Source organism: Amycolatopsis kentuckyensis (genome assembly GCF_041679295.1).
Taxonomy (GTDB): domain Bacteria; phylum Actinomycetota; class Actinomycetes; order Mycobacteriales; family Pseudonocardiaceae; genus Amycolatopsis; species Amycolatopsis kentuckyensis_A.
On record NZ_JBGDMD010000006.1, the window covers coordinates 200,750 to 214,081 of the forward strand.

Genomic DNA, 13,332 nt, shown 5'->3' on the forward strand with positions numbered 1-13,332 from the left:
GCGGTACGGCGGGATCGGTGCCACCGTGGCGCTTATTGCGCTATCCGAGGAGGCAGCTGTGCTCGGCGGACTTTGGGGCATCATCTCGACCATCATCGTGGGCCTGATCCTGGGCGTGCTGGGCCGGCTGTTCGCGCCGGGCGACCAGAAGATCCCGATCTGGCTGACGATCGTCGTCGGCATCGTCGCCGCGTTCATCGGCAACTGGCTCGCCGGGGTGTTCGGCGTCAAAGACACGTCCGGCATCGACTGGATCCGGCACATCTTCCAGGTCGTGGCCGCCGTCGTCGGCGTCATCGCGGCGTCGGCGATCTACGCCCGGGTCAAGGGCGGCCACCGCACTACCGCTTGAGCGACAGGCCTGCGCCGACGAGCAGCAGCGCGGCGGCGCAGGTCATCGCCGTGGTGAGGGCGGTCGCGGACGACGTCACGGCCAGGGTCAGGAACAGGCTGCCGAACGTGGCCACGCCGACGACCTGACCCAGCTGCAGCGTGGTGGTCAGCAGGCCGCTGACGTCCGCCGCGCGCTCGAGCGGGACGTGGGTCAGCGCGTTGACCATCAGGGAGCCGAACGCCGGCCCCATCGACAGCCCGAACAGCAGCAGCGCCACGAAGAACAGCGTCCCGCCGTCGCGGCCCAGCCCGAGTAGTGCGTAGGCGACCGCGGACCCCACGTAGCCGGCCGGGGTCAGCCAGGCGTGCACCCGCTTCGGCAGCCGGTTCCAGAAGAACCCGCACAGGCCGAAGACGACGCCGCCCGGCGCCATCGCCAAGCCGGCGGCCATCGCCGTCTTGCCGAGGCCCGACTGCAGGTGCAGCGACACGCAGAAAAGGAACCCGCCGTAGGACGCGACTCCCGCCGCGAGCGTCGCCAGGCCGGGCGCGACCCCGCGGACCTTGAGGACGGCCAGGTCGACGAGCGGGTCGGCCACCCGGCGTTCGACGACCACGAACAGCACGGCCAGTGCCGCGCCCACCGCGATCGACGCGAAGGTCCAGGCGGGCCAGCCGGTTTCGTGCCCGAGCACCAGCGGCAGCACGACGAGCACCACAGCCGGGACGGCGGTCGCGAGCCCGACGAGGTCGAGGCGGCGGCCCGCCTTCGCCGTGCCGCTGGGCAGCAGCCTGGCGGCGAAAACGGCTACGAGCACGCCGAGCGGCACGTTGACCAGGAAGATCGGCCGCCAGCCCGTGCCGAACAGGTCCGCGCCGACGAGCACGCCGCCGAGCACCTGGCCGGCCACGAACGCGACCGAGAGGACCGCGGTGTACGCGCTGAGGGCCTTCGCCCGCGCGGCCCCGCTGAACTGCGCCTGGATGAGGCTGATGACCTGCGGCATCATCAGCGCAGCGCCCGCTCCTTGGGCGATCCGCGCGGCGATGAGGATCTTTTCGTCCGGCGCCAAGCCGCAGAGCGCGGAGCAAACGGTGAAGGCGATCGTGCCGGTGACGAAGAGGCGTCGTCGGCCGTACAGCTCGCCGAGGCGGGCGCCCGTGATGAGCAGCATCGCGTAGCCCACGGTGTAGCCGGAAACGACGAGCTGGAGCGCGGCGCCGGACGCGTGCAGGTCGGTGCGGATGTCGGTCATGGCGACGTTCACGACGGTCACGTCGAGCAGCGCCATGAACTGGCCGAGCAGCAGGACGGCCAGCATGAACCACGGCCGCCGGTCCGGCCGGGCTTCCCGGTCCGTGGCCGGGGCAGGGGTGGTCAGAGTCATGGCTCCGACCTTGGGGTTCCGCGGTCGTTTCCGGAGAGAGCCTGGCGATGCTGGTACTGCCAGCACCCGCTTCGACGAAAATTGTCGTACCCCTCCGGCACCATGTCCGCATGACCCAGACGCAGGTCCACACCAGCCGCCGAGAGGAACTCGGCCAGTTCCTCAAGGCGTGCCGCGCGCGGATCGGCCCGGAGGAGGTCGGGCTCGCACCCGGCCCACGTCGCCGGCTCAGCGGGTTGCGCCGCGAGGAGGTGGCGCTGCTCGCCGGGGTCGGCGTCACCTGGTACACGTGGCTGGAGCAGGGGCGGCCGATCAACGCGAGCTCACAGGTGCTCGACGCCGTGGCGCGCACGCTGCGGATGGTGCCTCCGGAGCGGGAGCACCTGTACCGGCTGGCGGAGCTGACGCCGTCGCGGCTGCCGTCGATGGTGGAAACGGTGCCGGACACGGTGCGCGAGGTGCTGCGCGCGCTCGACCCGCTGCCGGCGACGCTGGTCAACGGGCGGTTCGACATCCTGGAGTCGAACGCGGCCCAGGAGGAGCTGTTCTGGGAGTGGCACAGCTTGCCGTGCCTGCACAAGAACCTGCTGTGGTGCTGCGTGACCGAGCCGAACGCGCGGCGGTTCTTCTTGAACTACGAAGAGGAGGTGCCCTACATGGTCGCGCGGATGCGGGCCGAGTACGGCAGGCACGTCGGCGACCCGTCGTGGGAAGAGGACATCCGCCGGTTGTCGGCGCTGAGCCCGGAGTTCGCCGAGCTGTGGGCCCGGCACGAGGTCGCCGAGCCCCAGGCCCGCCTGCGGCGGATCAACCACCCGCAGGCCGGCCGGATGGACCTCCGGCTGACCGAGCTGGCGGTGTCCGAGGCACCGGGGCTGCGGATCCAGGTGTCCACTCCGGACGACTCGCGCAGCTGGGCGTTGCTGCCCCGGACCAGGCGGCCGTCATGACGTCGGTCGAGTTGAGCGGCCAGGGGCTGACGTCGGTGCCTTCGCTGCCACCGGGGGTGACCCGGCTCGATCTGTACCAGAACTCACTCACGGCGGTGCCTCCGTCGTTGTGGACGCACACCGGGCTGGAGGTGCTCAACCTGGCGGCGAACCGGCTTTCGTCGCTGCCGCCGGGGATTTCGGCGCTGAAGTCGTTGCACACGCTCGACTTGGGGCACAACGAGTTCAACTCGCTGCCGGACGAGCTGGGCGACCTGGCCGGGCTCACCGAGTACCTGTACGTCAGCGACAACCGGCTGACGTCGTTCCCGGCGGCTTGGTGCCGGTTGAGCCGGTTGCGGTACCTGGGCTGCACGGACAACCGGATCGTCTCGCTTCCGCCGGACCTGTCCGGGTTGGCTTCGCTGCGCGAACTCAGGCTGTACCGCAACTCGCTGGCTTCCCTGCCGGAGTCGATCGGTGCGCTCAGTGCGTTGCGGGAGCTGCACTTGCGGGGCAACCGGTTGACGGCGTTGCCCTCGTCGATCGGTTCTCTGACCGAGCTGCGCCAGCTCGACCTGCGGGAGAACCTGCTGGAGACCCTGCCCGCGTCGATCGCTCAGCTGTCCGAATTGGACAAACTGGATCTGCGGTGGAACAAGCACTTCCGGGAGCCGGCGTGGCTGCGCGACTTCGAGGAGGCGGGTTGCATGGTCCTTCGCTGACAACTCAACAGAGGATGGTCGGACGCGGACCGTAGGTCGCCGTGTGCGACGTCCGGCGGATCTCGGCGCCGCTCGCGACGTCGTAGAGCACGCGCGTGTCGGTGACGCTGAAGCCGGGCGTACCGATCGACGGCTGGCACGGGCTGGTACCGCCGAACTGGACCGGCGGGGGATCGCCGGGGGTCTGCGCGCCGGTCTGGCTCTCGACGCGGTAGTGCCGGGTACCCCAGATCCGGACGGTCACGGAGTCGCCGGAAACCGTGGCCTGGATGGCTATCCCGGTCGGCGAGTCGTTGGTCAGCTTGAGCTCGACCGGGCTGCCGTCGGCGTTGACGGCCTTGGCGTCGCGGCCGGCGGGGTAGCGGTCGAGGTAGTGGTCGTGGTCGAGGTGACCGCCGTCGGCGAGGCCCGCGAGGTAGCCCGCGTTGTACAAAGTGGACGCGAGCTGCGAGACGCCACCACCGACGACTTCGGCGCCGGTGCCGTCTTCGTCGGCCGGGGCGGGCACGTAGCCGGCGTCGGCGGTGCGCGGGCCGGAGCGGGCGCCGAGGCTGAAGGTCTCACCGGGCTTGACGATCGTGCCGGACACGCGGGCGGCGAGCGTCCGGTTGTTCGTCGCGGCCGGGCCGGCCAGGCCGCCGACGGTGAACTGGCCGATGACCTCCTTGATGCCGAGCGCGCTGGCGGAGTCGGTGGTCACGCTGGGGCTCGACGCGCTGTAGACGACGGGCAGGTCGCGGCCGCCGGTCTTCTTGAGGACGTCGATGAGCGGCAGGAAGGTCTTCTCCCAGTTGACCTTCCGGGCGTCCTCGGACGGCTCGACGGCGGGCTGGTCGCCGGTGAAGACGATCTGGGCGTCCTTGCCGTCGGTCTCGGTGCTGGCGAGGGGGTCCTTGAGCGCGGCCTGCAGCTTGCCCTGGTCGATGCGGACCTCGACGGCCCCGCCTTCGACGGCGGCGAACTGGAAGGCCGAGGCGATGGTGGCGGGCGTGAGCGGCACGTCCTTGCCCTGGCCGTGCACGACGACCGGCTGCGCCACAGCGGGCACGACGACCTGCTGGTAGGCGGCCTGCACGCCGGCGGCGGTGGCCTTCACGGGCGTGATCGCCATGCCGAGCTTGACGCCACCGGGGTCGAGCCAGTGGTCGGTGACGGTCCGCACGGCCCCGCCGAGGTCGGTCAGCTGCTGCCCCTGCCGCGGCAGGATCGGATAGGGGTTGACGCGGCCGTCGTCGCCTTCGACCGCGACGAACCCGACCGCGCCTTCGGTGGCCGGGTGGTTCAGCCTGCCCTCGGCGAGCTGGCGCACGGCCTGGCTGATCTGGTCGGGATCGGTCCGCGTGGCGACGCCGACCTCGCGGCTGGAGAAGAAGGACATGATCCGCGTGATCGGACTGAGCGGCTGGTGCCCGGCGAGCCCGAGGGTGTTCGGCCAGTCGAGCCCGAGCCCGGACTGCGAGGGCACGAGCTCGGCCTGCACATCCCCGGCGTGGATGACGACGGGCTTGGTCAGCCGCGGTTCGAGTTCCTTGCGCAGCTTGGCTTCGGCATCGGCATGGCTGAGCCCCCCGACCTCGATCCCGGCAACGGTGACCCCGCGAGGGACATCACCGGCGCTGACGAGGAGATCGATGGCGTAGAGGATGACGAAGAGCCCGAGCGCGATCCCGATGGACATCATGGTCCGGGCAACGCCCTTGCGAAGCCTCCGAGCCGGAGTCTCAGGCGCGGGCGGCGGAGCGGGGGTTTCGAGGAGTTCGCCGAGGAGATCATCGGAGAAGAGATCAGCGGTGACGGCGGCTTCATCGGCAGCCGGGGCCAGGACAGCGGTGGCCGGCGCGGCGGGTTCGGCGGCTACCTCGGCTGGAGACGGCTCCAGGACCGGCTCGGCGGCGAGCGTTTCCGCGGACTCGGCGGGCTCGGTCGCGGTCGGCTCCGGTTCCCCCGCGTCCACCGACTCCGCCGTCTCGGGCGTGACCTCGGCCGGCTCCGCCACTCCAGGCTCGGCCACCACAGAACCACCCGGTTCGGCGCGCTCGCGCTCGTCGTCGTCTGCCACGCCCCTGCCCCTCCGCGGGAGCCGACCTACAGGTAGAGCCCCGTGCCGTGCTCGGTCCGCTCCATCGCCACCGCGTGGATGTCGCGTTCGCGCATCACCAGGTGCCCTTCGCCCTGGATCTCGACCTCGAGCTGGTCGTCCGGGTTGAAGAGCACGCGGTCGCCGGTCTTGACGTTCCGCACACTGTTGCCGACGCCCAGTACATCACCCCACGCCAGCCGCCGCGCGACCTGCGCCGTTGCGGGGATCACGATGCCGCCGCTGCTGCGGCGCTCGCCCTCTTCCGGCGACAGCCGCACGAGCACCCGGTCGTGCAGCATCTGGATCTCGAGTTTCGGCCCGTCAGACACGGTTCGCATGCTACTCGGCGGGCTCACCCGCCATGACCAGGCTCAGCTCACGCGCACCGTCCGCGGCCAGGCGCACCGGCACGCCCCAGTCCTGCCGCGTGATTCGGCACGCGGGGTGCTCACCGCCGTCATCGCAGCTCGCGGCCTGCGCGACGACCTGCAGCACGCCCTCGGTCACGCCCTCGGCGAGCCGGATCGTGCGCTTCAGGTCGGTGCCGGTTCCCCCGCCGTCGGCCAGCAGCGACGGCGGCGACGCGCTGATCTCCAGCCGCGTCGACGGGCCGTAGCGGTCGTCGAGCTTCTCGCCCGGCGGGGCGCTGAAGACGACCGAAAAGTCGACCTCGCCCGGTGCGAGCACGGTCGGCGGCCGGCGGACGGCGTGCGCGTCGCCCGACACGACCGTCGGCTCGGCTGCGGGCAGCGGGCCGATGCGGTTGCCCGCCGACTCGACGACCAGCAGCTCGCCGTCGTGCAGCAGCAGCCCCTGCGGCTCCGAAAGCCCGGTGGCGATCGTGGTCACTTGGCGCGTGAAGACGTCGAAGCGGCGTACGGCGCCGTTGTAGGTGTCGGCGATCGCGATCTTGTCGCCGGGCAGCACCGCCAGGCCGAGCGGGTGCTGCAGCAGCGCCTTGTCGGCCGGGCCGTCGGTGTGGCCGAACGAGAACAGGTCGACGCCGATCGCCGTGTGGACGGTGAACGACTCGCCGTCGGGCTCGATCCAGCGCAGCGCCGACGTCTCGGCGTCGGCGAGCCACAGCTTGTCGCCGTCCACGGCGAGACCCGACGTCTGCGCGAAGAACGCTTCGCCGACGTCGCCGTCTCGCAGGCCTTCGACGGTCGTGCCCGCGAAGCGGCGGATGGTGCCGGAGATCGGGTCGAACACGCTCAGCGTGTGGTTGCCCGCCATCGCGACGACGATCCCGCCGGCCGGGCCGTACCAGGCGACGTCCCACGGGCTCGTCAGGTCGACCTCGACGCCCTTGCCGGAGTCCGGCCCGCTGCGCCACTGCGCGCCGGTGCCGGCGACCGTCGTCACCTCGCCGGTGATCAGGTCGAGGCCGCGCAGCCGGTGACCGGCGGTGTCGGCGACGACGGCGTGGTAACCGGCGCGCTCGGCGACGTCGTACGGCAGCAGCGCGATGCCCGACGGCTCGGCGAAGGTCGCGATGTCGAACGGGCCGTCCTGGCCGCCGCGTTCCCCGCTGCCGAAGCGCCGGATGACCGTCTCGCCGTCGGAGGCGAACTCGACGATCGCGTGGTGGCCGGTGTCCGCGACGAGGACGCGTCCCTCGGCCGTCGCGACGGCCTTGCTCGGGAACCGCAGCTCGCTGACCTGCTCCTCGACCGGCACGTACGGGCTGCCGCCGCGTCGGAGCGTCCCCTTCGCTTCGTGCTTCGTGACGAGGTCGGCGATGACGCGGCGAAGCGCCTCTTCGTGCCCTTCGCCCGCGGCGACGTGCACGACGTACCCCTCGGGGTCGACGACCGCGAGCGTCGGCCACGCGCGGACCGCGTACTGCGACCACAGCTCCATCTTCGGGTCGTTGACCACCGGGTGGTGCACGTCGTAGCGCCGGACCGCGGCTTCGATCGACGCGCGCTCGCCCTCGTGCAGGAACTTCGGCGAGTGGACGCCGATGGTGACGAGCACGTCGGCGAACTCGGCCTCGAGGGGACACAGCTCGTCGAGGACGTGGAGGCAGTTGATGCAGCCGCTGGTCCAGAAGTCCAGCAGGACGATGCGGCCGCGCAGCTCGGCGAGGGTCAGCGGGCGGCCGCCGGTGTTCAGCCAGAGGTCGCCGCGCAGCTCGGGGGCGCGCACGCGGGCCTGCGGTCGGGGGGAAGTCACGGCAAGAGTGAACTACACGCGCTCACGTGCTGTTCCGAGGTCCAGCCGATGAGAGAACAAACTCACCCCATGTGGGTGGTCGTGAAAACGGCGGAAAAGGACGCGCGGCGCGGTGAGCCGCCGCTTAGGCTCGGCGCATGACCCCCGTCCAGCCGGCCGGCGCCCTCACTTTCGAGGAGGCACGGCACCTGCAGGAGAACCTCCGGGAACCGGTGCGTCCCGGGCTGACCGAAGCCGAGCTCGACGACGTCGAGCGCCGGTTCGGCTTCCGCTTCGCCGCGGACCACCGCACGTTCCTGTCCGCCGGCGTCCCGATCGGCGACCGCTGGCCGGACTGGCGCTGCGGCAACACCGAGCAGCTGCGCAAACGCTTGGCCTGGCCGGTCGACGGCGTCCTCTACGACGTCGAGCACAACGGCTTCTGGCTCCCCGACTGGGGCACGCGGCCGGTCGGCCCGGAGGACGCGGTCCGCGAAGCGCGCCGCCGCCTGGCCGGCGTGCCGCAGCTGGTGCCGGTCTGCGGACACCGGTACCTGCCCGGGGTGCCGGGCACGGCGGGCTACCCGGTGCTGTCGGTGTACCAGACGGACATCATCGTGTACGGCTGTGACCTGCGGGATTACCTGCACCGCGAGTTCGCGACGGGCGGCATCAGCACGGCGCCGCCGGACGGGCCGAGGTACATCGAGTTCTGGTCCCGCTTCATCGACTAACGGACTCTGACCTTCTCTAGCACCATCACTAGAAAGCCGAAGAGAGATCAATTCTCCCGGCGCAGCATCCGGCTCACACCCGCCGCCACGGTCGTCGCCAGGATCCACCCGGACGCCGTGAACCCGGCCGCCACCCAGTTGTCCGGCCCGTGCATGTACCAGCGCGACTTGTTCCCGAAGTCCACGATCGGCACCAGCAGATCCGCCGTGTAGATCACCGGGTTCCACTGCAGCCCCGTGTCCTGCTGGTTGACCACGCACCGCGGGCCGTTCGCGATGATCTGGTGCGCCGGATCCAAAGGAGGCCGGGTCACGCAGTCGTCCGTGCCCAAGCCGAACCACAGGCTGCCCAGCACCAGCAACGTGAACAGCCACCCCAGCGCGCGGACCGGGCGGTAGCCGTACCCCACCATCGACCGCTGCAGCCAGCTCCACAGCCGGACCCCCGGGCCGAAGAACTTGAAGCCGCGCGCCAGCGCTTCGTACCTGAACTGCTGTTTGCGCAGCGCCACCGTTGACGCGTGCTCTTCGTTGCCCGCCGCGCGGAGCATGTGCGCGAGCTGGTCGTACGGGCCCGGGCGGTAGCCGCGCATTGCCTGGCGCAGCAGCTCGATGCGGCGGTCGAGGGCCTTGTCGTCGTCGAGGGGGATTCCCCGGCCCAGCGCGTCGTAGCGGAAGTCCTCCAGCTCGATTCCGCCCGAGGCTGCCCAGAACTCGTCGTTGTCCGTCAACGTTCCGCAGTGCGCGCGGCGCAGGACCACCCGGCCGGCCGGGGGCACGTTCGGCGTCAGCGTGAACTCGTCGGCCGCGACGTCGCCCGCGTCGAGGGCCACGCTGAACGGCGGCAGCGACCTCAGCTCCGATCCCCGCAGGTCGACGCGGCGGGCGACCTGCGCGCCGTCGAGGTTGACGCCGCCCTCCGCGACGAACGGGCGGCTGTTGTTGTCCCGCAGCGTCAGGTCGCGGCCGATCCGGCCCGTTCGGATGTCGAGGGAGAAACTGCTGGTCGCGCGCAGCCCCGGTTCCGTCAAGCGCGTGCCGGCCAGGTTGATCGAGCCGCCGACCTCGACGCCCTGCAGGCGCAGCGTGCCGTGGATCGTCGCGTCCGTGAGCTGGAAGTTGCCCGCGATCTTCGACCGGCGCGCCGAAAACACGTCGCGGCCCGGGTGGCGGAACATCGAGTTCCAGGCCAGGAAGTTGCCGCCGACCGTGACGTCGGCCAGGCGCAGCTGCCCGGTCGGGACGCGCAGGCTCGTCGCCTCGATGTCGCCGCCGATCTCCGTGCCGTCCAGGTGCAACGCGCGGTCGTAGTACGGCTGGGACTTGCCGCGCACCACGCTGACCTCGGCGCCGGCCAGCCGCAGCGAGCCGCCGATCCGGGCGTTGACCATGCGCAGCGTGCCGAGCGCCTGCAGGCCGTCGGACAGTTCGACGTTGCCGTCGACGCGCATCCGGTCGGCCACCAGCGCGGGCCGCGGGTCGAGGTACGGGTCGTTGGACTTCCACGCGTCGACGGCGATCGGGCCCTGCTGGGACACCGTCAGCTTCGCCTCGCGCAGCACGATGTCACTGTCCACCGTGGCGCTCGGCAGGTACATGATCCCGGTGGCGGAGAAGCGTTTGCGCTGGCTGGCCGGCCCGTAGTTGTCGACCTCGCACAACAGACTGCCGCCGATGTGCAGGCCGTTGCCGTTGAGCGCGAAGCCGTCCGGGTTGTTGAGCGTGGCGCCCGAAAAGTTGACGTTACCGCCGGTCCGCAGGCCGGGGAGGCGGACTTCGCCGTTCGCGACCATCCGGTAGGCCAGCAGCGCGCCGGTCAGCACGAGCCGGTCGGCCTGGATCGCTTTGCCGTGCGGGTGCGAGATCACCGTGCGGGTCAGCACCATCGAGCCTTCGATGACGGCGTCGGTCAGGTTGACCGCGGCGTTCGGCATCCCGCGTTCGCGGTCGTCACCGCGCTGGACGGTCGTCTCCTCGATCTCGCGGTCGGCGCCGTCGACCTGGACCACGCTGCGGATCAGCCGGACGTCGTTGCGGCTGCGCATGTTGCGGGCCTTGAGCCCGGGCAGCCAGCACTTGCGGAACACCAGCCCGAGCAGGTTCGCCTCGCGCACGTCCGGCGGGTGCTCGAACCGGCAGCGCTCGAACCGGAACAGGTACTTCAGGTCCGCGGCGCGCAGGTCGAGCGTGCCGGTGATGTAGGCGTCCTCGACATAGACGATCGGCGCGTTGGTGGCCGTCCGGCGCCAGCGCAGCAACCCGCCATTGCCGGGTTTGAGCAGGTCGGACGCCTTGACTTCGTACCGGCGGTCGGGGATGCCCGCGAAGGGGTCGAGGGGTGGCAGCGCGCTTTCGGTCGTCACGGACTGCCCCCTCCCTCACCCGCTTTCAAAGTAGCGAACGCGAACGGAATTCGCAGGCGTTTCAGTCGTCGAGGCTGTGCGTCGGATCGAGGACCCGCTTCAGGAACGACTTCGTGCGCTCGTGCTGCGGGTCGCCGATCACCTGGCTCGGCGGGCCCTGCTCGACCACGACGCCGCCGTCCATGAACAGCACGCTGTCGGCCACCTCGCGGGCGAACTGCATCTCGTGCGTCACGACCAGCATCGTCATGCCCTCTTCGGCCAGCTGCCGCATGACCGCGAGGACGTCGCCGACCAGCTCCGGGTCCAGCGCGGACGTCGGCTCGTCGAACAGCATGACGTCGGGGTTCATCGACAGCGCCCGCGCGATCGCGACGCGCTGCTGCTGCCCGCCGGAGAGCTGGCCCGGCAGCGACGTCTCCTTCTCGCTCAGGCCGACCTTCTCGAGGTTCTCGCGCGCGATCTTGACCGACTCTTCCTTGCCGCGCTTGAGGACCTTGCGCTGCGCGACGGTCAGGTTGTCCAGGACCGTCAGGTGCGCGAAGAGGTTGAAGCCCTGGAAGACCATGCCGATCTTGCGCCGGGCGCCGTCGATGTCGACGTCCTCGTCGGTGATCTCGTTGCCGTTCACGACGATCTTGCCCTGCTGCGGCTCCTCGAGGAGGTTCACGCAGCGCAGCAAGGTGGACTTGCCCGAACCGGACGGCCCGATGATGCAGACGACCTGGCCGCGCTCGACCTGCAGGTCGATGCCCTTGAGCACCTCGAGCGGGCCGAACGCCTTGTGCAGGCCGGAAATTTCGACGATCACGTCGCTCACTTGGTACCCCCGGCCACTCCGGCCCCGTATTTCTTCTCCAGCCGCTGCTGCAGGATCGACAGCGGGATGGTGATGACCAGATAGCAGAGGCCCGCGACGACGATCGGGGTCAGGCCCTTCGCCTCCAGCAGCGCCTGGCGGCTGAACTGCGCGAGCTCCTGCTGCGCCGGCGTCGTGCCGAGCAGGAACGCCAGCGACGAGTCCTTCGTCAGCATGATCAGCTCGTTTGCCAGCGGCGGCAGCACGATCCGGAACGCCTGCGGGATGACGATCGTGATCATCGACCGCGCCGGCGACATGCCGAGCGAACGGGCGGCCTCGACCTGCCCGCGCGGGACGGCCTGGATGCCGGCCCGGATCGTCTCGGCCATGTAGGCCGAGGACACGATGCCGAGCGCGATCATGATGGAGATGTTGCGCGGCAGGTGGGTGTCCGGGAACGCGATCGGGACACCGACGCCGACCGCCAGGAAGATGAGCAGCGCGGGCAGGCCGCGGAAGAACTCGATGTAGGCGCGCGCGAACCACCGGTACGGGCCCACCGAGGACAGCCGCATCAGGGCGAGCACGAGGCCGAGACCCAGGCCCAGCGCGAAGCCGAGCGCGGTGAAGATGATGGTGTTCTTCAGCGCCACGGTGATGACGTCGGGGAACTGCTTCGCCGCGACGTCGAGGTCGAAGAACGCCCGGCCGATCTGGCCCCAGTTGGCCAGGAAGGCGAGCACGACGACGATCACGAGCAACAGGACGTACTGCGCACCCCGGAACGCCGATCGTCGCTGGCGTCGGCTCAGTGCCATTTCACTCCTCGAGCAGGCCCGGAACGGGCAGTCAAAACACCACTGGAAACACCGCTGTGGCCGGTGCCGAAGCACCGGCCACAGGCGGGGGTCTTACTGGGTCGGGTTACCCGGCAGCCACGTGGGCGCCTTGCCGAACCACTTCTGGTAGATCTGCGCGTAGGTGCCGTCCGACACCGAGGCCTTCAACGTGTCGTTGATCGCCGTGACCAGGGCGGAGTTACCCTGCTTGACGCCGATGCCGTAGAACTCGTTGGTCTTGAACTCGGTCGCGACGGCGGTGTCCGGGTTCGTCTTCACGAAGTCGTAGAGGACGCCGTTGTCGTTGACGCCCGCGTCAACCGTGCCGTTCTTGACCGCCTGCTCCTCGAGGGCGAGGTCGTCGAACGTGACGATCTCGGCGCCCTTCGCGTGCTCCTTGGCGTAGTCGGCGCCGGTCGTGGCCGACTGGACGCCGATCTTCTTGCCGGCGACGTTGCTGAAGTCCTTGATCGGCGAGCCCGCCTTGACCAGCAGCGCCTGCGTGGCCTCGAAGTAGGGCGCCGAGAAGTCGAACTTCTGCTTGCGCTTGTCGGTGATCGTCATGCCCGCCGCGGCCAGGTCGCACTGCCCGGAGTTCATCGCCTCGCCCGACTCGATGTTCTCGAAGGCGATGTCCACGATGTTCTGCTGGACGTTCAGCTTCTTCGCGACCAGGTCCACGAGGTCCACGTCGAAGCCGACGATCTTGTCGCCCTGCTTGACCTGGAACGGCTGGTAGGGCAGGTGCGTGCAGGTCGTGAGCTTGCCCGCGGCGATGAGCTGGACACCACCGGCGGCGGTGCCGCCTTCGTCGCCCCCGCACGCGGCCAGGGCACCGGCCGCCAGGGCGAGAGCCGGGATCAGGGCGAGCGCCTTGAGTTGGGGTACTCGGGCCACGTCGTCACTCCTCGTAGTTCTCAGGTTCTGAGAGCACGCATATTGCCACTCATCCATACCAAAGCACAGCACTGTCGAGTTACGG

General features: G+C 70.2%; 12 protein-coding genes. 4 read left to right on the top strand and 8 right to left on the bottom strand.

Annotated elements, in window-relative coordinates; translation table 11 throughout:
• Window positions 1-58 precede the first annotated feature (58 nt).
• Entirely contained in the window at window positions 59-352 is a 294-nt protein-coding gene (locus tag ACERZO_RS26165) for a GlsB/YeaQ/YmgE family stress response membrane protein (RefSeq protein ID WP_372667414.1), read from the top strand.
• Here ACERZO_RS26165 and ACERZO_RS26170 read toward each other — a convergent pair.
• Window positions 342-1,721, bottom strand: a complete 1,380-nt coding sequence (locus ACERZO_RS26170) for an MFS transporter (RefSeq protein WP_372667415.1) — start codon at window positions 1,719-1,721, stop codon at window positions 342-344. The genes ACERZO_RS26165 and ACERZO_RS26170 overlap by 11 nt on opposite strands.
• A 110-nt stretch (window positions 1,722-1,831) precedes the next feature.
• On the opposite strand from ACERZO_RS26170, the gene ACERZO_RS26175 reads away from it, so the two are divergent.
• Window positions 1,832-2,671 (top strand): helix-turn-helix transcriptional regulator, encoded by an 840-nt coding sequence (locus ACERZO_RS26175; RefSeq protein ID WP_372667416.1) that lies wholly within the window; start codon window positions 1,832-1,834, stop codon window positions 2,669-2,671.
• Entirely contained in the window at window positions 2,668-3,375 is a 708-nt protein-coding gene (locus ACERZO_RS26180; protein WP_372667417.1) for a leucine-rich repeat domain-containing protein, read from the top strand. The genes ACERZO_RS26175 and ACERZO_RS26180 overlap by 4 nt, the downstream gene beginning before the upstream one ends.
• A 4-nt stretch (window positions 3,376-3,379) precedes the next feature.
• Here the strand turns inward: ACERZO_RS26180 and ACERZO_RS26185 are convergent, their stop codons facing one another.
• From ACERZO_RS26185 to ACERZO_RS26195, 3 genes are read right to left on the bottom strand one after another with little or no spacing between them, the layout of a single operon-like run.
• The gene (locus ACERZO_RS26185) at window positions 3,380-5,434 is read right to left on the bottom strand and encodes a VanW family protein (RefSeq protein ID WP_444843232.1); all 2,055 of its coding nucleotides are present in this window, start codon (window positions 5,432-5,434) and stop codon (window positions 3,380-3,382) included.
• 26 nt (window positions 5,435-5,460) lie between these two features.
• Window positions 5,461-5,793, bottom strand: coding sequence for a GroES family chaperonin (locus ACERZO_RS26190; protein ID WP_372667418.1), 333 nt, complete (start codon window positions 5,791-5,793; stop codon window positions 5,461-5,463).
• Window position 5,794: 1 nt separating this feature from the next.
• Complete coding sequence (locus tag ACERZO_RS26195; protein ID WP_372667887.1) at window positions 5,795-7,606, bottom strand: NHL domain-containing thioredoxin family protein; 1,812 nt, start codon at window positions 7,604-7,606, stop codon at window positions 5,795-5,797.
• Window positions 7,607-7,770: 164 nt separating this feature from the next.
• Between ACERZO_RS26195 and ACERZO_RS26200 the strand changes: the two genes are divergently transcribed.
• Entirely contained in the window at window positions 7,771-8,346 is a 576-nt protein-coding gene (locus ACERZO_RS26200) for a hypothetical protein (protein ID WP_372667419.1), read from the top strand.
• Window positions 8,347-8,393: 47 nt separating this feature from the next.
• Here the strand turns inward: ACERZO_RS26200 and ACERZO_RS26205 are convergent, their stop codons facing one another.
• From ACERZO_RS26205 to ACERZO_RS26220, 4 genes are all read right to left on the bottom strand, one after another.
• Window positions 8,394-10,709 (bottom strand): oxidoreductase, encoded by a 2,316-nt coding sequence (locus tag ACERZO_RS26205; RefSeq protein ID WP_372667420.1) that lies wholly within the window; start codon window positions 10,707-10,709, stop codon window positions 8,394-8,396.
• A 61-nt stretch (window positions 10,710-10,770) separates the two neighbouring features.
• On the bottom strand, window positions 10,771-11,529 hold the full coding sequence (locus ACERZO_RS26210) for an amino acid ABC transporter ATP-binding protein (RefSeq protein WP_372667421.1): 759 nt from the start codon (window positions 11,527-11,529) through the stop codon (window positions 10,771-10,773).
• Window positions 11,526-12,329 carry an amino acid ABC transporter permease gene (locus ACERZO_RS26215; protein ID WP_372667422.1) on the bottom strand — a complete coding sequence of 268 codons (804 nt, stop codon included), beginning with the start codon at window positions 12,327-12,329 and terminating at the stop codon, window positions 11,526-11,528. Before ACERZO_RS26215 ends, ACERZO_RS26210 begins: the two co-directional genes overlap by 4 nt.
• A gap of 93 nt (window positions 12,330-12,422) precedes the next feature.
• Window positions 12,423-13,247, bottom strand: coding sequence for a transporter substrate-binding domain-containing protein (locus ACERZO_RS26220; protein WP_372667423.1), 825 nt, complete (start codon window positions 13,245-13,247; stop codon window positions 12,423-12,425).
• Between the last annotated feature and the right edge of the window lie 85 nt (window positions 13,248-13,332).